Below are 24908 nucleotides of genomic sequence, written 5' to 3'. Positions count from 1 at the left end.
ACGGGAAAATTATTTGGCGTCTGTCGCCGTACCGTTGGCATGCCAGTCAAACACGCCGAACTCAAAGCCTTTCAGGTCACCCTTCTCATCCCAGGACAGCGGTCCCATCACGGTTTCGACGGTGTTCGCTTTCAGCCAGGTCGCAATCTCAGCCGGATCGGCTGACTGGTTCAGACCCGCCTGCAGAGACTGCAGCGCAGCGTAGGTGGTCCAGACGAACGCGCCGCTTGGATCCTGTTTCTTCGCCTTGATGGCATCCACGATAGGTTTGTTCGCAGGGACCTGGTCGTAGTTCTTCGGCTTGGTCACCAGCAGGCCTTCCGCAGATTCACCCGCGATGTTAGACAGGGAAACGTTCGCTACGCCTTCAGGCCCCATAAACTGGGTTTTCAGACCGGCTGCACGCGCCTGGCGCAGGATCTGGCCCATCTCCGGGTGGTAACCGCCGTAGTAAACGAAATCGATATTCTCTTTTTTCAGGCGCGCCACCAGCGTGGAGAAGTCTTTCTCACCGGCAGTGATCCCATCGAAGAAGACCACATTGGCGTTGCCTTTCTTCAGACCATCCTGCACCGCACGCGCCAGACCTTCACCGTACTGCTGTTTGTCATGAACAATCGCGATACGCTTCGGCTTCACTTTATCCAGAATGTATTTCGCCGCCGTTGGGCCCTGGTCAGAGTCCAGGCCCGTGGTGCGCAGGGTCAGTTTGTAGCCGCGCGCGGTCAGCTCCGGTGCGGTCGCCGCCGGGGTGATCATCAGAATCCCTTCATCTTCGTAGATGTCAGACGCAGGCTGAGTTGATGAAGAGCACAGGTGACCGATAACGTATTTGATCCCGTCGTTCACCACTTTGTTCGCAACCGCTACCGCTTGTTTCGGGTCACAGGCATCATCATATTTTACGATCTGCAGTTTTTCGCCTTTAATACCGCCCTTAGCATTAATGTCTGCAACCGCCTGTTCAGCGCCCGTAAATTCCTGGTCGCCGTACTGTGCTACCGGACCGGACATTGCGCCAACCACAGCCACCTTAATGTCTGCCTGTGCCATGGTGCTGAATGCCAACGCAATACATCCTGCCAGTAACGCTTTACCCTTCATGTTCATCCTGAGATTCCCCATTATTATGGTTATTACGATTGTTGTGATGTTGTTGTGCAGCGCTTTATTTCAGTTATTGGTGTGCTGTTCGCGCTTTTTCAGCATACTCTGCTAAAACATACCCCATTTTTATGATTTTGGAATAGCTAATTTGAAATGAATATATGATAAGCCCGGCAAAGATTTCACCGGGCGCGCGGCTTTAACGTGTCAGCGAGGCGGAGATAATGTCCAGCGCTTGACGGAACTGCACTTCGGGGATTGTCAGCGGATAAAGGAAACGAATAACGTTGCCGTAAACGCCGCAGCTCAGCAGAAGCAGACCTTCCTGCAGCGCGCGTTCCTGTACCTGGCGGGTGAATTCCGGCGAAGGCTGGCCCGTTTGCGGGTCATTAAACTCTACCGCCACCATCGATCCTTGCGCGCGAATGTCGGCGATATACGGACAGTGTTCCTTCGCTTTGTTCAGCACCTCTACCAGGTGATGACCAAGATGCGCAGAACGTGTACAGAGATCCTCCTCATCAATCACGTCCAGCACCGCATGCGCAGCGGCAATCGCCAGCGGGTTCCCCGCGTAAGTACCGCCCAGCCCGCCCGGCGCAGGTGCGTCCATCACGTCGGCACGGCCCGATACCGCAGAGAGCGGCATCCCACCCGCGAGGCTTTTCGCCATGGTGATCAAATCGGGCTTCACGCAGTGGTGTTCCATCGAGAACAGTTTGCCGGTACGGGCGAAACCACTTTGTACCTCGTCGGCAATCAGCAAAATACCGTGGGTATCACAGAGGGCACGCAGCGCCTGCATAAAATCGGCAGGTGCAATATTGAAACCGCCTTCCCCCTGAACCGGTTCGAGAATAATGGCCGCGACCTGATCCGGTGCGATATCCGCTTTAAAGATGCGCTCCAGGCTTTTTAACGCCTCATTCGTGCTAACGCCGTGCAGATCGTTCGGATACTGCGCGTGATACACCGAGCCAGGGAACGGACCAAAGCCCAGTTTGTACGGCGCAACTTTGCCAGTCAGCGCCATGGTCATAAAAGTACGGCCATGGAACGCGCCGCCGAAAGTGATGAGGCCAGGACGTCGGGTATAGGCGCGGGCTATTTTAACCGCGTTTTCAACCGCTTCTGCGCCCGTCGAGAAAAAGGCCGTTTTGGCCGGGCCATCAATGGGCACGCGCTGGTTGATACGCTCGGCCAGCGCCACATAGCCTTCATACGGCACAATCTGGTACGCCGTATGGGTAAAGGCGTGGAGTTGTTTTTCAATAGCGGAAATGACTTTGGGATGGCGATGGCCGGTATTCAGCACCGCAATGCCGGCGGCGAAGTCGATATACTCGTTGCCTTCTACGTCCCACACCGTGGCATTTTCGGCTTTATCGGCATAGAAATTATACATGACGCCGATACCGCGCGGCGTCGCCTGCAAACGCCGGTCGTTCAGTTCGTTATTTTTCACCCTGTCCCCCTGAGAAAATCGCCTGCTTAGCGCATCAGTAAGTGTTTGCCAGGGGGGAGGAATTCGCCAGAGCGGGCGCTAAAAAAACAAAACCCCCGGACTCTCATCCAGGGGTTCTCAGTGTACTTCGCAGAAATTACGCTTCGATAGCGGCGCGAAGTTTTTTCATGGCGTTCTTTTCAAGCTGACGCACACGTTCAGCGGAGACGCCGTAGCGGTCGGCCAGTTCCTGCAGCGTGGACTTGTTGTCTTCGTCCAGCCAGCGGGCACGGATAATATCCTGACTACGTTCGTCGAGGCCTTCCATCGCATGGGTGAGCTTATTCGCGGCCTGATCTTCCCAGTTATCCTCTTCAATGCCGTCAGCAAAGTTGGAGGTTTTATCCTGCAGATACAGAACCGGGGCCATTGGCTGGCTGTCAGAGCCGTCGTCGTCGGAGGACATATCAAACGTCATGTCCTGCGCGGCCATACGGGATTCCATCTCACGCACATCTTTGCTGGATACACCCAGCTCACGCGCCACCATTTCCACTTCATCCTGATTGAACCAGCCCAGACGCTGCTTGGTTTTACGCAGGTTGAAGAACAGTTTACGTTGCGCTTTTGTCGTGGCGACTTTCACGATACGCCAGTTGCGCAGCACGTATTCATGAATTTCTGCTTTGATCCAGTGTACGGCGAAGGAGACCAGTCGCACACCCACTTCCGGGTTAAAGCGACGTACAGCCTTCATCAGACCGATGTTACCTTCCTGAATCAAGTCCGCCTGCGGCAGGCCATAGCCCGCGTAATTACGAGCAATGTGAACAACAAAGCGCAGGTGAGACAGGATCAGCTTTTTCGCTGCTTCCAGATCGCCCTGGTAATGCAGCTTTTCAGCAAGCTCCTTTTCTTCCTCGGCCGTTAACATCGGCCAGGTGTTCGCAGCCCGGATGTAAGATTCCAGGTTACCAACAGGGGCTAAAGCTAAAGTTTGCATTTCTTTGGTCATTCATTCCTCTCAATGTTTCTTCTGGTCCAGGTTGTCCCCGTCAGGCAACAACCATGCCAAAGCGTTTGAGCAACGAGATTAGCATTCACTCTTTTATCAGACAGTGATTTTATCCACAAGTTCCAGGTGCAACAGTGAATAAATTACGCACAAAATGTGACATGGAGATGATAACAGGGGAAGAGACAACAGGGACGCTTTCCCTGCAGAGCGAACATCTCGGTGCAGGGAAAGATTATATCACGCTTTTATTAGTCGGGAGTAAAGTGGCGTAAATGTTGAACGGTCGCCAGCCAGGCTGCCACCCAACCAATCATCGAGCAAACCAGCAGTAATAACAGGCACTCGTCAAAGCCTAAGCCACTGATATCAAACTTAGTTCCGAAAACCTGCGCCACTTCCGTCACGGCCGATGACAAACGCATCACCAAAATTTCTGACAAAATCAGTGAAAGAAATGCGCCAGAAAAACCGAGCAATGCGCCGCCATAGAGGAACGGACGAAGGATGAAGCCATCCGTCGCGCCAATCAGTTTCTGCACGTTAATGGTATCGCGGCGAGCAAAAATGCTCAGGCGCACGCTGTTACCAATGACGAGGAACACCGCGGCCACCATCAGTACGCCGATCATCGCCGACACACGTCCCACCAGCCCGGTCAGCGCGGCAAGACGGGCAAACCAGCTGTCGTCCATGCGCACTTCATCAATTCCGTTAATCCGGGAGATGCGATCGCGTAACGTATTTAGCGAATCGGTTCCCTGGAAATCGAGCTTCGGGATCACCACCGCCACCGCAGGTAACGGGTTCTCTTCGAGCATATCCAGCGCGCCGCCAAAACCGGACCAGTTGCGAAACTCGCCCAGCGCTTCTTCACGGGAAAGATAGTTGACCTTCTCCACGCCCTGCTCGGCCTGGATTTGCCCGACCACCTGCGCCGCCGCGTTATCGTCGAGCGCTTTATCCAGATAAACGGTGATCTGCGGCGACGGATAATACTGGGACGCCGCCTGGTTCACGTTCTTATAAACCATGTAGCAGACGCTTGGCAGCGTCAGGGAGATGGCGATGACCATCACCGTCAGGAACGTTGCCAGCGGTTTGCTTTTCAGATCCTGCAACGCGCCGTGGAAAGCGTAGCGCACCTGCTCGTTAAACACGTTGGTTTTGCGCGAAGCCGGCTTTGGCGCCGCTTTCTGGCGCTTAGGTGCGTTACGATTGCCATCACCGCCACCCTGCGGCTTACGGAAACGGTCAAACCGGTTCCCGAACTGCCGAATCTGGTTCATTGCATCACGCTTGTTCACCATGGCCTCCGTGCAAATGTCCATCGCTCAGAGTCAGCATGCGGTACGAACGACGGGAAATCAGCCCGATATCGTGCGTCGCCATCAATACTGTGACCCCAACGCGGTTGAATTCCTCAAACAGACGCAAAATCCCTTCGGAGAGCGCATCGTCCAGGTTACCTGTGGGTTCATCCGCCAGCAGTACGGCCGGCTTGTTCACCACCGCACGGGCGATGCCCACACGCTGCTGTTCACCGCCGGAGAGCTGGATCGGGAAGTTCTTCGCTTTGTCCAGCAGCCCAACCTTATCCAGCGCCGCAGAGACGCGACGACGGATATCATCATAGCTGGCACCGGCAATAATCAGCGGGATAGCGACATTATCGAAAACGGTGCGATCCATCAGCAGATGGTGATCCTGGAAAATCATGCCGATCTGACGACGCAGGAACGGCACTTCACGGTTCTTAAGACGGCTAATATCATGGCCGCTGAACCAGATTTTCCCGGCGCTTGGCCGTTCGATCCCACAGATAAGCTTGAGCAGAGTACTTTTCCCCGCGCCGGAATGGCCGGTCAGGAATGCCATCTCGCCTGGCTGCAGGTGGAATGTGACTCCCTGCAGCGCTTGTCTCCCACCGAGATAGGCCTTGCTGACGTGTTCAAAGCGAATCATTGTTAGTCCTCTCGGGCAAATAGTGCCTCAATAAAGTCGTCCGCTTTAAACGGACGCAAATCCTCAATACGCTCGCCCACACCGATGTAGCGGATAGGAATGCCGAACTGGTCGGCTACGGAGAAGATCACCCCTCCTTTCGCGGTGCCGTCCAGCTTGGTCAGCGCGATCCCGGTCAATCCTACCGCTTCATTGAACAGCTTCGCCTGGCTAACGGCGTTCTGTCCGGTGCTGGCGTCGATAGTCAGCATAATTTCATGCGGTGCATCTTCGTCCAGCTTCTTCATGACGCGGACGATTTTCTTCAACTCTTCCATCAGGTGCGATTTGTTCTGCAAACGCCCTGCGGTGTCAGCAATCAGCACGTCCACGTTACGGGACTTCGCCGCCTGAATGGCATCAAAAATCACGGACGCGGAATCCGCGCCAGTATGCTGGGCAATCACCGGAATGTTGTTCCGCTGGCCCCACACCTGCAGCTGCTCAACCGCCGCCGCACGGAAGGTATCGCCCGCCGCCAGCATCACCGATTTGCCCTGCTGCTCGAACTGACGCGCCAGCTTGCCGATAGTCGTGGTTTTACCCACTCCGTTAACACCCACCATCAGAATAACAAATGGCGTTTTGCCTTCAATATTAAGCGGTTCATCAACTTTTGCGAGAATTTCACCCATCTCGTCTTTCAGCAGGCCGTACAGTGCCTCGGCATCGCGCAGCTGTTTGCGGCTTGCCCCTTCGGTCAGGCTGGCGATGATCTTACGGGTGGTTTCCACCCCCACGTCAGCGATCAGCAGTTGCTCTTCCAGCTCTTCGAAGAGATCGTCGTCGATCTTCTTGCCGCGGAACAGACTGATAAATCCGGAACCCAGATTTTCTTTGGTTTTTAACAGGCTGCGCTTCAGACGGGCAAAGAAACCTTCTTTGGTCGGTTTTTCCTGCTCCTGAACGATCTCTTCTTCAGCCTGCTCATGCTCTTCCACCGGCACGACGATAACCGCGTCTTCAGCCGCTTCCGCCGCCAGCGCCTGGGCTTCCAGCTCGTCGTCGGTCAGCTCTGGCTCAAGCGCCGCCTCTTCTTCCACCGCCTCAACAATTTCAACGGTTTCCGCTTCGGCCTGCCACTCTTCTGCAGATACCTCTTCGGCTTTAACCTCTTCCGGCAGCGGCAGCTCTTCATGTTCGATAACAGCCTGCGGTGCGTCGGTAACGGCTTCGGGCACAACCGGTTCTGGCTTCTCGCTCTCCTGAACCTGTTCAGTGACTTCAACCACCTCTTCAGCAAACGATTCAATCTCTTCTTTGCTGTGGACAGGTTCTTCCGCTTCGATAACCGCAGCGGTTTCTACAGGCGTTTCAGGCTGTGACTGCTCTTCTACAACCTGTTGTTCTTCGGTTTTCTGTTCTGTTTCTTGCTCTTTTTCACCGAAACCCAACCAGGAAAAGAAGCCACGTTTTTTTTGTTTTGCCATCTGCGACTACACTCCTCGCGGCGCTATATACAGGGAAGCTAAAAAAATGATGAAATAGTCTAACACTTTACTTAATTGACATCACCGCCCGCAATCGCAGGGCAATGGTTAACAGAGCTTTCCAGAGATGAAGAAACCCACCCGCGCCCCGGCCGGTCAAATTCGAATTATCGGCGGTCAGTGGCGAGGCCGGAAATTACCGGTGCCGGACAGCCCCGGTTTACGCCCGACAACCGACCGCGTTCGCGAGACGCTGTTTAACTGGCTCGCCCCGTCAATGGTAGATGCCCACTGCCTGGACTGCTTCGCCGGCAGCGGCGCATTAGGGCTCGAAGCGTTGTCGCGCTACGCCGCCAGCGCCACGCTGCTGGAGATGGAGCGCGGCGTGGCACAGACGCTGCAGCAAAATCTGGCGACGCTCAAAGCGAGTAACGCCAAAGTCGTAAACACCAATACCCTGAGCTTCCTCGCGCAGAAAGGCACGCCGCATCAGGTGGTGTTTGTCGATCCGCCGTTCCGCAAGGGGCTGCTGGAAGAGACGTTATCCCTGCTGGAACAAAACGGCTGGCTGGCGGATGACGCATTAATTTACGTTGAAAGCGAAGTGGAAAACGGTCTTCCGTCAGTGCCCGCGCACTGGGATCTGCACCGCGAAAAGGTTGCCGGTCAGGTCGCTTATCGTCTTTATCACCGTCAGGTACAAGGAGGCTCTGATGCCGGTACTGATTAACCTGGGACGTTTGCTGATGCTGGGCGTCTGGGCATTTTTGATTTTGAATCTGGTGCACCCGTTCCCGCGCCCGTTGAACATCTTCGTTAACGTGGCGCTGATTTTCACCTCGTTCATGCACGCCCTGCAGATGGTAATGCTGAAAAACGGCCTGCCAAAAGATGGCCCGCCGATGACCGGCTGGCAGCAACTGCGGGTATTTATTTTCGGCGTGTTTGAGTTGCTGGTGTGGATGAAGAAGTTCAAGGCGCAGGTGAAGAAGTAGGGTACGGCCTGATGCCCTCACCCTAACCCTCTCCCACCGGGAGAGGGGACCGATCGCGCATTATTCCGCCCTAAAACCTTCAAACCGCGACCCTTTGTAGCTCAGCATTCCTTTCTCACCCACCGTCAACTGGTGGTACTGCTGCGCCTCCAGGCGGAAAGTCATCTCCAGCCCGCCGGTTTCCGGCTTAAAGCTGGCTTCATAGCGCATCGTCGCGCCTGCAGGCGTAACCTGCTGTTGGCGAGAGCGTCGATCGTTGAGGGCTTTCTCGCGCTTATTGCTCACCACCACCCGCTTTTGCATCAGCGGTGCGGCATCGTTATCCGCCTTTTCCCGGCGCTGCTGCACGAAGCGAAACGAGGCGGCAATGACGATAATCGCTACCACGATAATGAAAAACAGCGGCATCTTGCTCATTGAAACATCCCATCAGATTATGCGGAATTCAGGATACCTCGCCTGCCCCGGCATTGCCAAACGCCCGCCCGCGTCACTACACTGGATCAGAAACTGATTATTCAGCCTTAACAGTTACAGGGAGTTAATATGCTTTGGTCATTTATCGCTGTCTGTTTTTCCGCATGGCTTTATGTTGATGCGTCCTACCGTGGCCCAGCCTGGCAGCGCTGGTTGTTTAAACCCGTCACGCTGTTGCTCCTTCTGCTGCTTGCCTGGCAAGCGCCGATGTTTAACGCCATCAGCTACCTGGTTCTCGCCGGGCTGTGCGCGTCCCTGATTGGCGATGCCTTAACTCTGCTCCCGCGTCAGCGTCTGCTGTATGCCGTTGGGGCGTTTTTCCTGTCGCATCTGCTGTATACCATCTACTTCGCCAGCCAGATGACGCTCTCCTTCTTCTGGCCGCTGCCGCTGGTGCTGCTGGTGATTGGCGCACTGCTGATAGCGGTGATCTGGTCGCGTCTGGAAGAGATGCGTTTGCCGGTCTGTACATTTATCGCCATGACGCTGGTGATGGTGTGGCTCGCTGGCGAGCTCTGGTTCTTCCGCCCGACGTCTCAGGCGATGTCTGCGTTCTTCGGCGCAGCACTGCTCTTACTCGGTAATATCGTCTGGCTGGGCAGCCACTATCGCCGTCGCTTCCGCGCCGACAACGCGATTGCTTCCGCCTGCTACTTTGCCGGGCACTTCCTGATCGTGCGTTCGCTGTATATCTAAATAACGCTTGACTCTGGAGTCGACTCCAGAGTGTATGCTGCGGTTAATGAGAAAATTATCATTACCGGAGACTGCCATGTCGACTCCAGAAACACCTAAAAAAATCCCACAATTTTCGGCACTTAAGCTCAGCCCGGTTCCGCCAAAAGAGGACTGCTGCTGCGAGGGGAGCTGCGAAACGCAAGCCGACGCGCTGCCCGAAAGCGGTAATCGCTACAGCTGGGCCGTCAACGGTATGGACTGCGCAGCCTGCGCACGTAAAGTGGAAAATGCGGTCAAACAGGTGCCGGGCGTCAGCCACGTTCAGGTGCTTTTTGCGACCGAAAAGCTGTTAGTCAGCGCCGACAAAGATGTCAGTAAGCAGGTTGAAGCCGCCGTCAGCAAGGCGGGATACACCCTGCGCAGCGAAACAGCCCCTGTCGAAAAGACCGCCTCCCTGAAGGAAAATCTGCCGCTCATTACCCTCATCATCATGATGGCCCTGAGCTGGGGTCTGGAACGGATCAACCATCCGTTTGGCAACCTGGCGTTTATCGCCACCACGCTGGTCGGACTGTTTCCGATTGCCCGCCAGGCATTACGTCTGATGAGAAGCGGCAGCTGGTTCGCCATCGAAACGCTGATGAGCGTGGCGGCGATCGGCGCGCTGTTTATCGGCGCGACGGCGGAAGCGGCGATGGTTCTGCTGCTGTTCCTGATCGGCGAACGACTTGAGGGCTGGGCCGCCAGCCGCGCGCGTAAAGGGGTGAGCGCGTTAATGGCACTGAAGCCGGAAACCGCGACGCGGGTTAACGAAGGCAAACGTGAAACCGTCGCCATCAGCACGCTGCGCCCGGGCGACGTCATTGAAGTCGCCGCAGGGGGGCGCTTGCCTGCCGATGGCGCACTGCTTAGCGCCACCGCAAGCTTTGATGAAAGCGCCCTGACAGGGGAATCCATTCCGGTTGAGCGTACCGCGGGAGAAAAAGTGCCTGCAGGCGCCACCAGCGTTGACCGCCTGGTGCAGCTTGAGGTGCTTTCCGGGCCCGGCGACAGCGCCATCGACCGTATCCTGAAGCTGATTGAAGAAGCTGAAGAGCGTCGTGCCCCCGTCGAGCGTTTTATCGATCGCTTTAGCCGGATTTACACGCCCGCCATTATGCTGATTGCTCTGCTGGTTACGCTCGTTCCACCGCTGTTCTTTGGCGCGCTCTGGGAGGGCTGGATTTATAAAGGTCTGACCCTGCTGCTGATTGGCTGCCCGTGCGCGCTGGTGATCTCCACGCCAGCGGCGATCACCTCCGGTCTGGCGGCAGCGGCACGTCGCGGGGCGCTGATTAAAGGCGGTGCGGCGCTGGAGCAGCTGAGCCAGGTTCAGCATATCGCCTTCGACAAAACCGGCACGTTAACCGTCGGCAAACCCCAGGTTACCGGCATTTATCCGCAGGATATCGCTGAAGATGAACTGCTTACCTTAGCCGCCGCCGTCGAACAGGGTTCCACCCACCCGCTGGCGCAGGCCATTGTGCGGGAAGCGCAGGCTCGCGGATTACCGATTCCGGCGGCCACCGCCCAGCGGGCGCTGGTCGGGTCTGGGATTGAGGCCAACGTCAACGGTAAAAAGGTCCTGATTGTCGCGGCGGGTCACTCCCCTTCCGCACAGGTTCAGACGTTAGAGCAGGCCGGGCAAACTGTCGTGGTTGTTATGCAGGACGGCGTGACGAAAGGCATGCTGGCGCTGCGTGATACCCTGCGTGATGACGCGAAGGAAGCCGTAGCGGCGCTGCATCAGCTGGGCGTGCAGGGCGTGATCCTGACCGGGGATAACCCACGTGCGGCGTCAGCCATTGCGGGTGAACTGGGACTGGAATTTAAAGCTGGATTGCTGCCCGCCGATAAGGTCAGTGCGGTAACCGAACTGAACAGCCACGCCCCGCTCGCGATGGTCGGGGACGGCATTAACGATGCACCAGCGATGAAAGCATCCACCATAGGCATTGCGATGGGAAGCGGCACCGACGTGGCGCTGGAGACGGCAGACGCGGCGCTGACGCATAACCGTCTGACCGGGCTGGCAGAGATGATCGGCCTGGCGCGGGCGACGCGAGCCAATATCCGCCAGAACATTGGGATTGCGCTCGGACTGAAGGGGATTTTCCTGGTGACGACGCTGCTCGGCATGACCGGGCTGTGGCTGGCAGTGCTGGCGGATACGGGGGCAACGGTGCTGGTGACGGCGAACGCGCTCAGGCTGTTGCGTCGTCGATAAAAAAACGCCCGGTGGCGCTAACGCTTACCGGGCCTACATATTCTGCCAGATCGTAGGTCGGGTAAGGCGAAGCCGCCACCCGACTTTTTTATAAGAAATAGCTCATCGCCAGGCCTAAAAACAGCACCAGCCCGACATAGTTATTATTCAAAAACGCTTTAAAGCAGGCTTCACGTTCGCGTTTGGCAATCAGCTTTTGCTGGTAAGCAAACAGCAATCCCGCCACCAGCACCGACCAGTAAAACTCCCAGTTCAGCCCGTTCAGACGGCCAATCGCGACCATCAGTGCCAGTACCGCGACCTGTAAAATGCCGATGATCAGTTTGTCCTGACGTCCAAAGAGAATGGCGGTCGATTTAATACCAATTTTCAGGTCATCGTCGCGGTCTACCATCGCGTATTGCGTGTCATACGCCACGGCCCAGAGAATATTCGCCAGGAACATCAGCCAGCAGCTGAGCGGTAGGGATTCACTCACCGCCGCAAACGCCATCGGAATCGACCAGCCAAATGCCGCGCCCAACACAACCTGAGGCAGATGGGTATAGCGCTTCATGAACGGATAAACCCAGGCCAGTGCAAGCGCAGCGACGGAAAGCAGAATTGTCATGGTGTTCAGCGTTAACACCAGCAGGAATGAGAGCAGCACCAGTACGAGGAACAGCACGCGGGCTTCTTTTCCGGTCACCTGGCCGCTGGGTAACGGACGGTTGGCTGTCCGCTTTACATGGCCGTCGAATTTACGATCGGCATAGTCATTCACCACGCAACCCGCCGCGCGCATCAACCAGACACCGGCGACAAATACGCCCAGGATCCATAGCGGCGGTACGCCCGGCGTTGCAACCCACAGCGCCCATAAGGTCGGCCACAGCAGCAGTAACGCGCCAATAGGTTTATCAGTACGCATTAAGCGGTGATACGCCAACAGCTTATTCTGCGTCAGGCTCCACTCCATTTTTTCTTCCTCTTAGTACAACGGTGATGCCGGTAAAAAAAGTTCCGTCAGGATTAACGGCTTACCGCTCAGGCGAAGGCGGGAACGGCGTCCCCACAGTTCGGCATCACGCCCAATCTCAATAAAATCCCGGGTCAGCTCAGATGAGGTAAAAAGATAACGTCCCAGCGGGGTTTTCCCCAGCCGCTGCAGCGCCAGCTCAGGCCCGGAAAGGGTGGACTCGGGCACTACCGTCCGTCCGGCAAGCCAGGGCTCACCATCGGCACAGAGCAAAATTTCGCGCAGCCAGTAGCGTTCCTCTTGCGGCAGCAGCGGCAGCTCGCTGGCGATCTCATCGCCGGAGACAAACCCTTCCTGTATCAGGGTCACCGTGACCGTTTTACCTTGCTGTTCAAAACGTTTCGTCATGGAATCTTCCAGCAGCAACCAGTCCAGTTGCTGCGGATCAAGCGCAGGTATTTGGTCGAAATAGCGCAGCGCACGCAGTTGCGTTAGCGCGGGGTGTGACATGCCAGACTCTCCGATACATAACTTAATGGCATTGTATCGCAGAAACACGGATTGAGGGGGGCCAAACGTTATTTAACGATCACGATCGCAACATGGATGCAACAGCCTGGCGGACACGAAAAAAAGTGCGCCCACTCAGGCGCACTAAACTACTGACAAATCAGCACTGTGGGGAAACGGTTACCCCTTGCCTTTTACACTGCTGATAAAGGTGGAACGGGCAGTGGTTGAACCTAAACGTTCGGCTTCATCAAGCAGTTTCAGCGCTTTATCGACATCGCCGCGCTTCACCGCCTGCTTAATAGCGTTGTTGAAGTATTCTTCGGTGTCGTTCAGTACCGGCTCAGCTTTCTTCGCCGGTGCTGGTGCAGCGGCAGTTGCGGCAGGAGCTGCAGGTGCTGCATAGACTGGGGCAGCGGTATTGCCCACGGTTACCGGACCCGGGCCAGACGAACCAAACAGTGGGCCAACCAGTACGCTGGAAGCACTATTGGTGGAGACTTTTAGTTTGACCAGGCCATCGGTGGTATGGCGAGCAAGCGGGTCAGGAATATCCGGAACAGAGTTTCCGGTGCCTTTCGCATAGGCTTTCGCTGGATCAACCAACTTCGTCGTCTGCTGCAGATCTTTTTCCGTTGTGAAGACCAGGACGTAAATTTTCTGCTGGCCAAGAGCTGGCGTCAGGCGCATAACGCCCTGCAGCCGATCAGCACTCATCACGCCCGGTTCCTGGTAGCTAAAATAATCACTCGGGAAGAAGGCTGATGGCGTCATGTTTTGATCGAGAATCAGCACGTTCGGCGCAAATACGCTGGTTTGTTTATTAACTTCGCTGGTCAACGTCAGGGTCAGCTCGCCGATATTAGCGGGTACGCTGAAAGCGGCAACGGGACCGCTGATGCCGGGAACATTCAGGGATTGACCACCAGCGGAAAGCTGAGTGGTTTGTACTTTCGATTGATCGACCGGTGTCCACACCAGTTGCTGAAGCGCCGCCGGCGGAATTGCAGGCGCAGCGCTGGTATTTTGAGGAACAAAATTGACATCTGCAAAGGTGACCGCCGGAACGCAGGCCAGCAGCCCCGCAGAGAGGCACAGCGCGACGAAACTTTTCTTCATTTTCATTGTTATTACCTCTGATAGCGTGAGCACTGCGGTGGCCAGGCAATAGCGCGCAGCACCCTAAGGATTGAGGGGCTTACGCCCCTCTTTTTTAGGTCATTACGTCAGGTCTAACGAATTACCACCAGATTTCCATCTGGGCACCGAAGGTCCACTCGTCGTCGTCGCCACGGCTGAAGGTTTTCGCAGAAGTGTCACTGTAAGCCACACCAGAGGTGTAACCCGTATCGCTGTTGTTTGCGTAACCCCATTTCTCATCCCACTTCGCGTATGTTGCGAAGACACGGATAGCCGGACGGGACCAGATGCTGTCGCCAGCCTGCCATTGCTGTGCCAGGGTGATTTTGTACTGACTGTTTTTCTCGTCAGTTTTCTGAGATTTGACGTTGTCGTAGCCCACTTCCAGCAGGGTGCTCATGATTGGCGTCCATTTGAACATCGGACGAACACCCACAGTCCACCACTCGGTACCGTTGTTGTTGTCACGATCGATGTTCTGGTACATACCGACGTACATCAGGTCCCAACGGTCTGCCAGGGTAATTGCACCGTGGTCCAGCACACGCCACATGGAGCCGTCGTTATCAACGCTGCCGCCCTGTGGAATCCCTTTACCGTTGGAGGTCATGGAGTCCGTACCATACTGCAGTACGAACTTGTTGAAACCTTTCAACATGCTCTGGGTGTGCTCAGCAGTGAACAGCCAGCCATCTTTAGAAGCGCCAGGCTGCAGGTAGTAGTCGTCAGGAATGTTGGTGTGACCGTAGTCGACACCTAACTCCAGGGTGCCGCCCGGGTTGGTTTCCAGACCCGCTAAACGAACATCGAAGACATCGTTTGGTACAACGTTGTCGTAAATACGATCGCCGTTCGCATCACGATCGGCGAAGGTTGCAGAACCGCCTGATTCAGAAGAACGGGTTGCAGCCAGAGAGAGCTTACCGAAGCCCAGGTCGATGTTTTCGATACCCGCACCAGGACCCGAAATATCCCAGTAGTAGAAGTCGATCATGTGGACGTCATGACGCTGATAGAAACGCTTACCGGCCCAGATAGTAGAACCTGGCAGCCATTCAATCAGGTTTTTACCCTGCACGTTTGCTTCACGGAAGGCCGGGCTGGTGGATTCCCAGTCATTCTGCTGAGAAACGGAATACGCAACGTTAGTGTCGAAGTAGAAGCTCTTATCGCCCTCTTTCCACACTTCCTGGCCCAGTTTCAGCTCGGCATAGGTTTCACATTCGTTACCAAGACGGTATTTACTTTGTGCACCGGTTGCCTGGAAACATTGTTGTTCACCGCCACTCCCGGTCCAGCCGATGCCGGAACGAGCATAACCTTTAAAGTCCACAGCACCCGCCTGGGCAGACAGGATGCCTGCCGCAACGGCGATTGCCAGAGGGACTTGTTTGCGCAGAGTAATCATCATTCTATCTCCTGAGATCATTGCTTTTCTTTGAACACTTCACCTGTCGGTTTCGTGTCTTCTTTTGGGATTGCTTAAACGCCTGGCTCTTTATGCAACCGACGACATGCAGTGCCATCCTCACGGAACAGATGGCAACGCTCTGGCGGCAAGCCGATAGCGAATGTGGCACCCTCTTCTACCAACACCACGTCATTCTGGCGGTAAACCAGGTTCTGACGAATGGCGGGGATCTGGATATGAATCTGTGTTTCGTGACCAAGCTGTTCAACGACCTGAACCTCACCTTCCAGCGTCACATCGGCAATGTGGCTCGGCAGGAGATGCTCAGGGCGGATACCGAGGGACATGTTTGCCCCGACCTGTACGTTGGCGCTGTCCACCGGCAGCCAGACTTGCTGGCGGTTTGGTAGCTCCACCTGTACCTGTTCAATGGCCGTTGCAGTCACTTTAACGGGCAGGAAGTTCATCTTTGGCGAGCCAATAAAGCCTGCAACAAAGCGGTCTGCCGGGTAGTGATAGAGCTCCAGCGGTTTGCCCACCTGCGCCACGCGACCGGCATCCAGCACCACGATTTTGTCGGCCAGCGTCATCGCTTCGACCTGATCGTGGGTGACGTAAATCATCGTGCGGCCAAGACGTTTGTGCAGACGGGAGATTTCGATACGCATCTGAACGCGCAGGGCGGCATCCAGGTTAGAAAGGGGTTCGTCGAGCAGGAACACGCGCGGTTCGGCCACCAGCGTACGGCCAATCGCCACACGCTGACGCTGACCGCCGGAAAGCGCTTTCGGTTTACGCTCCAGCAGGTGCGCCAGCTGTAATACTTCCGCCACCTGGGTGACGCGCTGGTTAATCACGTCTTTCTTCGCGCCGGCCAGCTTCAGGCCAAAGGACATGTTCTCGGCAACGGAAAGATGGGGATAAAGTGCATAAGACTGGAACACCATACCGACGCCACGTTCGGCAGGCGGGATGTCGTTCATTCGGGTATCACCGATCAGCAGGTCGCCGCTGGTGATGGTTTCAAGACCGGCAATCATACGCAGCAGAGTAGATTTACCACAGCCTGATGGGCCGACAAACACCACAAACTCACCTTCAGTGATGTCCAGATTGATGTCTTTTGACACCACTACGTCGCCCCAGGCTTTCGTTACATTACGCAGCTGTACGCTCGCCATGCCCTTCTCCCTTCGTTACAACCTGTCACCGACAGAAACATTCAACATAAGTTCACTATGGGGTATCCATAACTTTCACGAATCCTCCACCCCCCGGCTTTTTTATGGGGGAGGAGGCGGGAGGATGAGAGAGCAGGCTCTGCGACCGCAGCCGGGGGGCTGAGGCGAAATTCGTGAAGCCGCCTGCAAAATTCGGTGGTTTTTTATGTGCGCCAGCACTCATAACTTAAATTTATGCAACGGAGATCACACAAACGGGGGGTGGGGCGTAGGGGTTGGGAGGATGGAAAGAGGATGTCAAATAAGGAGACTGATTCACGTTGAACCACTGAAGTCATACTACGAGACATCACCAAAAGGATGGCAGATATGAATATCAAGACTGGCGCACGCGTTTTCGCATTGTCCGCCCTTGCAGCAATGATGGTTTCCGCACCGGCGCTCGCCAAAATTGAAGAAGGCAAGCTGGTTATCTGGATTAACGGCGACAAAGGCTATAACGGCCTGGCCGAAGTGGGCAAAAAATTCGAGAAAGACACCGGTATCAAAGTTACCGTAGAACATCCGGACAAACTGGAAGAGAAATTCCCGCAGGTTGCAGCAACCGGCGACGGCCCGGACATCATCTTCTGGGCGCATGACCGTTTCGGCGGCTACGCGCAGTCTGGCCTGCTGGCTGAAGTCACCCCAGACAAAGCGTTCCAGGACAAACTCTTCCCGTTCACCTGGGATGCCGTTCGCTATAACGGCAAGCTGATCGCTTACCCTATCGCGGTTGAAGCCCTGTCTCTGATTTACAACAAAGACCTGGTACCAAACCCACCGAAAACCTGGGAAGAGATCCCGAAACTGGATAAAGAGCTGAAGGCGAAAGGTAAATCCGCTCTGATGTTCAACCTGCAAGAGCCGTACTTCACCTGGCCGCTGATTGCTGCCGACGGCGGTTACGCGTTCAAGTTTGAAAACGGTAAATATGACGTGAAAGACGTGGGCGTGGATAACGCAGGCGCGAAAAAAGGCCTGACCTTCCTGGTTGACCTGATCAAGAACAAACACATGAACGCGGATACCGATTACTCCATCGCGGAAGCGGCGTTCAACAAAGGCGAAACCGCGATGACCATCAACGGTCCGTGGGCCTGGACCAACATCGATAAGAGCAAAATCAACTACGGCGTAACGCTGCTGCCAACCTTCAACGGCAAGCCGTCTAAACCGTTCGTTGGCGTGCTGAGTGCGGGTATCAACGCCGCCAGCCCGAACAAAGAGCTGGCGAAAGAGTTCCTGGAAAACTACCTGCTGACCGATCAGGGTCTGGATGAAGTGAACAAGGATAAACCGCTGGGCGCCGTGGCGCTGAAATCCTTCCAGGATCAGCTGGCGAAAGATCCACGCATCGCGGCCACTATGGATAACGCCCAGAAAGGCGAAATCATGCCGAACATCCCACAGATGGCAGCGTTCTGGTACGCCACCCGTACTGCAGTCATCAACGCAGCAAGCGGTCGTCAGACTGTTGATGCCGCGCTGAAGGATGCGCAGGGCCGTATTACTAAGTAAGCAGAAAAACGGCGGGTGGCGCGTGCGCTTACCCGCCCTACGACTACGGCACGATCCGTAGGTCAGGTAAGCGCCGCGCCACCTGACGAAAAGTTTCCACCGATGTAGAGGAAGAACCCCATGGATGTCATTAAAAAGAAGCACTGGTGGCAAAGCGACGCGCTGAAATGGTCAGTGATAGGTCTGCTGTGTCTGCTGGTGGGTTACCTTGTTGTTTTAATGTACGTACAAGGGGAATATCTCTTTGCCATCATGACGCTGATCTTAAGCTCTGCTGGCCTGTATATTTTCGCCAACCGTAAAGCCTATGCCTGGCGCTATGTTTACCCTGGCGTGGCCGGGATGGGGCTGTTTGTCCTGTTCCCACTGATCTGTACCATCGCCATTGCATTCACCAACTACAGCAGCACCAACCAGCTTGCGCAGGAACGCGCCCAACAGGTGCTTCTGGACCGTTCCTATCAGGCGGGAAAAACCTTTAATTTCGGCCTGTATCCTGCGGGTGACGAATGGAAGTTAGCGCTCACTGACGGTGAGAGCGGCAAAAACTATATTTCCGACGCGTTTAAATTTGGCGGCGAGCAGAAGCTGGCCTTAAAAGAGGCTGCGGCCCTGCCGGAAGGTGAACGTGCTAACCTGCGTATCATTACCCAGAATCGCCAGGCGTTGACCCAGCTCACCGCCGTGCTGCCAGATGAAAGCAAAGTGACCATGAGCTCGCTGCGCCAGTTCTCCGGCACTCAGCCGCTCTATACCCTGGCAAAAGACGGCACGCTGACTAACAATCAGAGCGGCGTGAAGTATCGCCCGAACAACGACATTGGTTTCTATCAGTCCATTACTGCCGACGGCAAATGGGGTGATGACAAACTCAGCCCGGGTTATACCGTTACCATCGGCTGGGATAACTTTACCCGCGTGTTCACCGACGAAGGCATCCAGAAACCGTTCTTTGCCATCTTCGTCTGGACGGTCATTTTCTCGGTGCTCACCGTGATCCTGACCGTGGCCGTGGGCATGGTGCTGGCCTGTCTCGTGCAGTGGGAATCCCTGAAAGGCAAAGCGATTTACCGCGTGCTGCTGATTCTGCCGTATGCCGTGCCGTCGTTTATCTCGATTCTGATTTTCAAAGGGCTGTTTAACCAGAGCTTCGGTGAAATCAACATGATGCTGAGCGCGCTGTTCGGTATCAAACCGGCCTGGTTCAGCGACCCAACCACCGCCCGCTCGATGATTATTATCGTGAACACCTGGCTGGGCTACCCGTACATGATGATCCTGTGCATGGGCCTGCTGAAGGCTATCCCGGACGATCTGTACGAAGCTTCAGCGATGGACGGCGCGGGTCCGTTCCAGAACTTCTTTAAAATTACGCTGCCGCTGCTCATTAAGCCGCTGACCCCGCTGATGATTGCCAGCTTTGCCTTTAACTTTAACAACTTCGTGCTGATTCAGCTGTTGACCAACGGTGGCCCGGACCGTCTCGGCACCACCACGCCGGCAGGCTATACCGACCTGCTTGTGAGCTACACCTACCGTATCGCCTTCGAAGGCGGCGGCGGACAGGACTTCGGTCTGGCAGCAGCCATTGCCACCCTGATCTTCCTGCTGGTTGGTGCCCTGGCGATTGTGAACCTGAAAGCCACACGTATGAAATTTGACTAAGGAGGGCATCGATCATGGCTATGGTACAACCCAAATCTCAGAAATTGCGCCTCCTGGCGACACACTTAGGCCTGCTGATTTTCATCGCGGCAATCATGTTCCCGCTGCTGATGGTTATCGCTATCTCCCTGCGTTCGGGTAACTTCGCGACCGGGAGTCTCATCCCGGACGAAATCTCCTGGGAGCACTGGAAGCTGGCGCTGGGCTTCAGCGTGGAGCATGCGGATGGACGCGTAACTCCTCCGCCGTTCCCGGTGCTGCTGTGGCTGTGGAACTCGGTGAAAGTGGCGACCATTACCGCAATCGGTATTGTCACGCTCTCCACCACCTGTGCTTACGCCTTCGCCCGTATGCGTTTCCCGGGCAAAGCGACGCTGCTGAAAGGCATGCTCATTTTCCAGATGTTCCCGGCCGTGCTGTCGCTGGTCGCGTTGTATGCCCTGTTTGACCGTCTGGGTCAGTACGTGCCGTTTATCGGCCTGAACACCCACGGCGGCGTGATCTTCGCCTATCTTGGCGGTATCGCCCTGCATGTGTGGACCATCAAAGGGTATTTCGAAACCATCGACGGTTCGCTGGAAGAGGCGGCCGCGCTGGATGGCGCTACTCCGTGGCAGGCCTTCCGTCTGGTGCTGCTGCCGCTGTCGGTACCTATCCTGGCGGTGGTGTTTATCCTGTCGTTTATCGCTGCGATCACCGAAGTACCGGTCGCCTCTCTGTTACTGCGCGACGTGAACAGTTACACCCTGGCCGTGGGTATGCAGCAATACCTCAACCCGCAAAACTACCTGTGGGGCGACTTTGCTGCGGCGGCCGTACTCTCTGCCATCCCGATTACCGTGGTATTCCTGCTGGCCCAGCGCTGGCTGGTTAACGGCCTGACGGCGGGCGGTGTGAAAGGTTAAGTTTCATTTGTTATGCCACTGCAACCCTCAACTTTAGACGTATTGTATTGACCCAACTTGTGACTGTTGTTAGGCGCTCTTCGGAGCGCCATTTTTTTATTCCCGTTTCAGCCGCTTCGAGTTACACAGCCAGAGGGTGATCACCAGCAGCAGGATCGCCGCCGAGTAGATCAGCACGTCGAGGGGGGATTTATGATCGACGATGATCAGCCGCACAATCGCGGTGATCCCAATGTAGACAAAATAGCGCAGCGGGAAGTGAAAGCCCGACTGAAAGTACTTCACAATCAGGGCAATAAACTCGAAGTAGAGAAAGTAGACCACCAGGCCTTCCACCAGCGCATATTTGCTGGTTTGTTCAGGGGCGAACAGCACATCCGCCAGATGCACCGTCTCTTTGCCAAGGAAGACGACCAGAATCAGACCAAGGCTTAGCAGACCGAGATTTAGCACGGTCTGGAGGATCGTTGAGATAAACTCAACGCGCGGGCGAGTCAGGGATGTCATACAGCACCTCATTCTCCAGGGCGAGGTTCCTGTATAACGCAAAAATGTGACGGGGATCTATATTTTTTGTTTATGTTTTGTCCGCATTAGCATTCTTGCCGGTCGGCACTGCGTTTGCCCGGCCTACAAAAACACTCTCGTAGGCCCGGTAAGCGCAGCGCCACCGGGCAAACAAGCATCAACGGAAGTTAACGTTCTTATCGCTGGTCATGTCATACAGCTGGAACTTACGCCCAAGCTGCTGGCCCCCGTCGCGCGTCAGCGGTGTCCAGCCCACTGCCGCACGGCTGCGGGTTGGGCCTGACGAGAAGAGATCCAGCGGAATCGACACATAGACCCCTTTAGTGAAGTCCCCTTCCCCGTACTCGTCCGGCGAGACGTTGGTGATGGTGGCATAACCGCCCACCACGACGCCGCTGTCGAAGTGTTTGGAGATATCCAGCGTGCCACCCTTGTCGCCCGCCAGATACTGGCCGACGCTGGCTTTCACCAGTACGTCCTGCGCGAATGACGGTGTCCAGTAGGCGGTCAGATGGCCCGTTTTGACGCTGTAGTCGGTGAACTTCATCATGTCCTGCGCGCTGCGCCAGTCACGCTGTTTCACGTAGTTAGCATCAATCCCAAATGCCCAGTTGCTGTCGACAGGACGGTAAAGCACCTCTGCCCCTGCGCCACCGAACATGGTTTCCAGATATCCGCCGTACACCTGGCCGTAGAAACCGTTGCCGAAGTACTGGAAGTAGTTGGCCTGCAGGTTATTCACGTAGACATCGTTCTGCACGTATTCACGAACGCGAGTTCTTACGCGCGGCAGTTTTGAATCGTTCGGCGGGTTGGTGTAGTTAAATTTGTCGTAGTTGTTGGCGATATTGCCGAACAGGCTACCGGTAGTCAGCAGATGGTCGGTGACCCACAGATCTGCCGTCGCCATTGCGCCCAGCTGATACATGTAGAAGTTTTCCGGTCCGCCAACGGACTGGTTCAGCACCGGATCGATATGGAAATCAAAGCGCGACTTGTCGATATACCAGCCTTGCTCGGTGGTGTCTGGCACGACCGGCTCAACGCGTTTTTGCACCAGCTCGGTTTCATGCCCGAGCGGCTCGCCTTCGAGATGGCGCTTGAGGCTGGCAACGTCCGTTTCCGTCGTCACCTGCGGCAGGTTCAGGCGGTTCTCGGTCACGCGGATCGTGCGGATCCCGTCCGGGAGATCGTTCATGACGATCCGGTTGGCGCGCTCGATCCCTTCCCGCGAGTCGCGGTATTTCACCTGCTCGCCGGTGACGTAAAGCGTGTCGCCCTTGGTCTGAATCTTTGGATCCGCCAGACCGGCATTGTATTTCAGCAGCGTCAGCTGATTTGCCACCACGGAGTGCTGCAGAATCGCATCCTGCGGCTCCGGCTGGTAGGCTGGCCGCGCGTTATCATTGTAGTGTGGCCGCATGTCGTTAAAGTTGGTGCGCAGCGTGAAACCAAACATCACGGTATTACCGCGCTCGTAGCTGAGGTTAACGTCGGCCCAGTCGGTGACGCGATAAATGGCGCCGACGTTAAACTTGCTCTTCTGCTCAATCTTCCCGGCGAAATCCTGCGAGTAGTCGTTTCCTTCGTACTCCAGCTTCAGGCGCAATGGCTGCCAGGGGGTCTGGTATTCCACGCCACCGAACAGCGAGGCCGGGCCATGGAACATCTGGTCGCCGTTGATGGAACCCGCTTTCTGGTAACTGTTATCGCGGTAGCAATATTTATCGCTGTAGGTGCAGAACGGGTTTTTGACGTTACCGCTGGTACCGAGATAGCCCCATCCCAGGCCAAGCGAGAAGTCGAACGGCCCCCAGGCCTTGCTGGCCACAATGTATTCCGCATCAAACAGGCCGGTCCCGCCAATATCTTTGGCCCCCACGGACACCTGCGGCATCCAGTAGCTCTCTTCCCACAGGCGCAGCTTGAGGTCGAAGGCTTTATCTTTGTAAGTCTGGTCGCCAGAGAACGCCTCGACGCTGCTGTACTGTTTCGTTCGCACATCGGTGTAGCGCAGCGTGGTTTCAAGCCACGGGAAAAGCTGTACCGAGGCGGAATAGTAGCGGTACTGGTCGTTATCGCGGTAGTTCAGACTGATTTCCCCTTCACGCGCCATGCGCGCGGTGGGCGTTTGCAGTAAACCGACGCCGCCGAAGTCTGACTGAGACGGGCCAATGGGTGCCGGATACGTTTCTGCATGACAGGCGGCGCTTACACAGAGCGCCAGCATGCTGTAGAGATAGGTTTTTTTCATTCTTCCGGTATCCGCTGTGTCAGGGAGTGAAGGATATCGGCGTTAAGCCCGTCATATGCCTTCGTCCAGAAATGGTCGGCAAAACCGACAAAAATGATGCTGCCAGGCATGGGCTCGATATGACGTTTATTCCAGTAAGCTACCGGCGCTTTTTGCGTGTGCCCGTCAGGGTAAACGACCCAGGCGTAGCTGTTATCGGCACCGCTCAGCAGGCTTTGCTCGTCGAGATAGCTCACCACGTCGCGACCTGGCGTAAAGGGCTTTTTACCCGGGCTGCTGACAAGCCCCATCACGGTCACCGTCGTCGGTTTTACGGGCAGCCAGAGGGTGTACTCCCCTTCAAGGGTTGGGTTGCCCTTTTCCGTGACGCGTACTTCATCGGGATCAAGATTCACCTTCTGGCGGCCAGTCACCTTCAGCGCCTGAAGCTGCTGGCGAATGCTATTGATTGCTGCGGCATCGTCACCGTCTTCCTGCGCCGCCAGACCTGTCAGACGGGCAAGCAGTGCAAGATGTTCTTGCTCTGCCTTAATCGTTGCCTGACGCTCGCCGATCACCGCCCCCGGCCACCAGCTGTTGGCAAGCCTCGGCTGCCCGACGAGATCGAGCAGATGTTCAGCGTTGGTTAACGTTTTGGGTTTCTCGTTGTCCGCCGTGTAGACCTTCACCGTTCCTGCAGACCATGCCGCAGGGGTTGCAAGGCTCGCAATTAGCGCAACGCGGATAATTGTTTTCATGATTTTGCGGCCTTGATCAGCGTGGTTTTCACCGGGAAGAAACCGGCACCGAGATACTGCAGGGACTGACGGATTTGCCCTTCCTCGTCGATCCAGAAGCGGTTATGCCAGGTGGCCTGGTCGGTTGTTACCTCTTCATCCAGCACGCGTACCTGGGTTTCATCGCTCCCTACTTTCACACTGTCGGTGCCATCCCAGCGGAAGGTGGAATGCGCCGTGGCGTAACGCACCTGCTTGTGTTCAGTCCAGCCCATCGTGCGCGTCCAGCCAGCGCCGTCGGTAATCTGGTTCGGCTTGATCAGCGGATCGGCCGCGATATTGTTCACCTCAAGCAGGTTGTCGCCCCCGAGCAGGGTTTTCACGATACGGCCATGCTGCGTCACGATGGTGGCCTGATCCTGCGTCACCCATTTCTGCTGCCCGTTTTCATCGAAAGCGAGCACCACAAACAGTTGCGGGCCATCATTAAGCTGCATGTACTGGCTGGCGTAGGGCATGTTCTGAAGTTCGTCATCGGTCAATTGCACGCCCGGCGTACCGAACAGGCTGTCCCACAGTGAATGACCCAGCCCTTTGGTGGTGGCTGAGCACGCCTGCAACAGCAGGCAAATCAGAATGATTGCAGGTCGCTTCACGACTCTTC

Annotated in this window: 23 protein-coding genes; 7 read left to right on the top strand and 16 right to left on the bottom strand. The window is 55.8% G+C overall.

All coding sequences use genetic code 11. From position 1 onward, the window contains the following. Positions 1 to 9: 9 nt before the first annotated feature. The 6 genes from livJ to ftsY form a co-directional block, all read right to left on the bottom strand. Complete coding sequence (livJ, locus tag L383_RS04150; protein ID WP_014882117.1) at positions 10 to 1110, bottom strand: branched chain amino acid ABC transporter substrate-binding protein LivJ; 1101 nt, start codon at positions 1108 to 1110, stop codon at positions 10 to 12. 196 nt (positions 1111 to 1306) lie between these two features. Next, positions 1307 to 2572 carry a 4-aminobutyrate--2-oxoglutarate transaminase gene (locus tag L383_RS04155; RefSeq protein WP_023331787.1) on the bottom strand — a complete coding sequence of 422 codons (1266 nt, stop codon included), beginning with the start codon at positions 2570 to 2572 and terminating at the stop codon, positions 1307 to 1309. Positions 2573 to 2708: 136 nt separating this feature from the next. Then, on the bottom strand, positions 2709 to 3566 hold the full coding sequence (rpoH, locus tag L383_RS04160; protein WP_014882115.1) for an RNA polymerase sigma factor RpoH: 858 nt from the start codon (positions 3564 to 3566) through the stop codon (positions 2709 to 2711). Between the two features lie 251 nt (positions 3567 to 3817). Then, positions 3818 to 4873: a permease-like cell division protein FtsX gene (ftsX, locus tag L383_RS04165; protein ID WP_023331786.1), complete on the bottom strand. Its 1056-nt coding sequence runs from the start codon at positions 4871 to 4873 to the stop codon at positions 3818 to 3820. Next, on the bottom strand, positions 4860 to 5531 hold the full coding sequence (gene ftsE / locus L383_RS04170; protein WP_014882113.1) for a cell division ATP-binding protein FtsE: 672 nt from the start codon (positions 5529 to 5531) through the stop codon (positions 4860 to 4862). The genes ftsX and ftsE overlap by 14 nt, the downstream gene beginning before the upstream one ends. A 2-nt stretch (positions 5532 to 5533) precedes the next feature. Next, positions 5534 to 7000, bottom strand: a complete 1467-nt coding sequence (gene ftsY / locus L383_RS04175; protein WP_023331785.1) for a signal recognition particle-docking protein FtsY — start codon at positions 6998 to 7000, stop codon at positions 5534 to 5536. A 127-nt stretch (positions 7001 to 7127) separates the two neighbouring features. On the opposite strand from ftsY, the gene rsmD reads away from it, so the two are divergent. Both rsmD and L383_RS04185 read left to right on the top strand, forming a co-directional pair. Continuing rightward, positions 7128 to 7730 carry a 16S rRNA (guanine(966)-N(2))-methyltransferase gene (gene rsmD, locus L383_RS04180; protein WP_023331784.1) on the top strand — a complete coding sequence of 201 codons (603 nt, stop codon included), beginning with the start codon at positions 7128 to 7130 and terminating at the stop codon, positions 7728 to 7730. After that, on the top strand, positions 7714 to 7995 hold the full coding sequence (locus L383_RS04185; RefSeq protein ID WP_014882110.1) for a DUF1145 family protein: 282 nt from the start codon (positions 7714 to 7716) through the stop codon (positions 7993 to 7995). Before rsmD ends, L383_RS04185 begins: the two co-directional genes overlap by 17 nt. A gap of 60 nt (positions 7996 to 8055) precedes the next feature. On the opposite strand, the gene L383_RS04190 is transcribed toward L383_RS04185, so the two are convergent. Continuing rightward, entirely contained in the window at positions 8056 to 8412 is a 357-nt protein-coding gene (locus L383_RS04190) for a DUF2500 domain-containing protein (RefSeq protein ID WP_014882109.1), read from the bottom strand. Between the two features lie 129 nt (positions 8413 to 8541). On the opposite strand from L383_RS04190, the gene L383_RS04195 reads away from it, so the two are divergent. Both L383_RS04195 and zntA read left to right on the top strand, forming a co-directional pair. After that, complete coding sequence (locus L383_RS04195) at positions 8542 to 9168, top strand: lysoplasmalogenase (protein ID WP_014882108.1); 627 nt, start codon at positions 8542 to 8544, stop codon at positions 9166 to 9168. 76 nt (positions 9169 to 9244) lie between these two features. Further along, complete coding sequence (zntA, locus tag L383_RS04200) at positions 9245 to 11416, top strand: Zn(II)/Cd(II)/Pb(II) translocating P-type ATPase ZntA (RefSeq protein ID WP_023331783.1); 2172 nt, start codon at positions 9245 to 9247, stop codon at positions 11414 to 11416. 88 nt (positions 11417 to 11504) lie between these two features. Here the strand turns inward: zntA and ubiA are convergent, their stop codons facing one another. The 5 genes from ubiA to malK all read right to left on the bottom strand — a co-directional run bounded on the left by ubiA (position 11505) and on the right by malK (position 16616). Further along, positions 11505 to 12374: a 4-hydroxybenzoate octaprenyltransferase gene (gene ubiA / locus L383_RS04205; RefSeq protein ID WP_014882106.1), complete on the bottom strand. Its 870-nt coding sequence runs from the start codon at positions 12372 to 12374 to the stop codon at positions 11505 to 11507. Positions 12375 to 12386: 12 nt separating this feature from the next. Then, positions 12387 to 12884: a chorismate lyase gene (gene ubiC / locus L383_RS04210; protein WP_014882105.1), complete on the bottom strand. Its 498-nt coding sequence runs from the start codon at positions 12882 to 12884 to the stop codon at positions 12387 to 12389. Positions 12885 to 13064: 180 nt separating this feature from the next. Then, positions 13065 to 14009, bottom strand: a complete 945-nt coding sequence (malM, locus tag L383_RS04215; protein WP_014882104.1) for a maltose operon protein MalM — start codon at positions 14007 to 14009, stop codon at positions 13065 to 13067. A gap of 115 nt (positions 14010 to 14124) precedes the next feature. Beyond that, positions 14125 to 15435 carry a maltoporin gene (locus tag L383_RS04220; protein WP_014882103.1) on the bottom strand — a complete coding sequence of 437 codons (1311 nt, stop codon included), beginning with the start codon at positions 15433 to 15435 and terminating at the stop codon, positions 14125 to 14127. Between the two features lie 71 nt (positions 15436 to 15506). Then, positions 15507 to 16616 carry a maltose/maltodextrin ABC transporter ATP-binding protein MalK gene (gene malK / locus L383_RS04225; RefSeq protein ID WP_023331782.1) on the bottom strand — a complete coding sequence of 370 codons (1110 nt, stop codon included), beginning with the start codon at positions 16614 to 16616 and terminating at the stop codon, positions 15507 to 15509. A gap of 369 nt (positions 16617 to 16985) precedes the next feature. Between malK and malE the strand changes: the two genes are divergently transcribed. From malE to malG, 3 genes are all read left to right on the top strand, one after another. Continuing rightward, the gene (malE, locus tag L383_RS04230) at positions 16986 to 18176 is read left to right on the top strand and encodes a maltose/maltodextrin ABC transporter substrate-binding protein MalE (RefSeq protein WP_023331781.1); all 1191 of its coding nucleotides are present in this window, start codon (positions 16986 to 16988) and stop codon (positions 18174 to 18176) included. 120 nt (positions 18177 to 18296) lie between these two features. Continuing rightward, on the top strand, positions 18297 to 19841 hold the full coding sequence (gene malF, locus L383_RS04235; protein WP_014882101.1) for a maltose ABC transporter permease MalF: 1545 nt from the start codon (positions 18297 to 18299) through the stop codon (positions 19839 to 19841). Positions 19842 to 19855: 14 nt separating this feature from the next. Next, positions 19856 to 20746: a maltose ABC transporter permease MalG gene (gene malG / locus L383_RS04240; RefSeq protein ID WP_003860332.1), complete on the top strand. Its 891-nt coding sequence runs from the start codon at positions 19856 to 19858 to the stop codon at positions 20744 to 20746. Between the two features lie 96 nt (positions 20747 to 20842). Here malG and psiE read toward each other — a convergent pair whose 3' ends face one another. The 4 genes from psiE to L383_RS04260 all read right to left on the bottom strand — a co-directional run bounded on the left by psiE (position 20843) and on the right by L383_RS04260 (position 24900). Next, entirely contained in the window at positions 20843 to 21253 is a 411-nt protein-coding gene (gene psiE / locus L383_RS04245; RefSeq protein ID WP_000202963.1) for a phosphate-starvation-inducible protein PsiE, read from the bottom strand. Positions 21254 to 21431: 178 nt separating this feature from the next. After that, positions 21432 to 23528, bottom strand: a complete 2097-nt coding sequence (locus L383_RS04250; RefSeq protein ID WP_014882099.1) for a YjbH domain-containing protein — start codon at positions 23526 to 23528, stop codon at positions 21432 to 21434. After that, positions 23525 to 24265 (bottom strand): capsule biosynthesis GfcC family protein, encoded by a 741-nt coding sequence (locus L383_RS04255; protein ID WP_014882098.1) that lies wholly within the window; start codon positions 24263 to 24265, stop codon positions 23525 to 23527. The genes L383_RS04250 and L383_RS04255 overlap by 4 nt, the downstream gene beginning before the upstream one ends. Further along, the gene (locus L383_RS04260) at positions 24262 to 24900 is read right to left on the bottom strand and encodes a YjbF family lipoprotein (protein ID WP_014882097.1); all 639 of its coding nucleotides are present in this window, start codon (positions 24898 to 24900) and stop codon (positions 24262 to 24264) included. The genes L383_RS04255 and L383_RS04260 overlap by 4 nt, the downstream gene beginning before the upstream one ends. Positions 24901 to 24908 lie beyond the last annotated feature (8 nt).

The organism is Enterobacter sp. MGH 37 (assembly GCF_000534515.1).
Lineage (GTDB): Bacteria > Pseudomonadota > Gammaproteobacteria > Enterobacterales > Enterobacteriaceae > Enterobacter > Enterobacter kobei.
The sequence above is the reverse complement of the archived record's forward strand: the minus strand, read 5'-3'. Positions and strand labels throughout refer to the sequence as shown.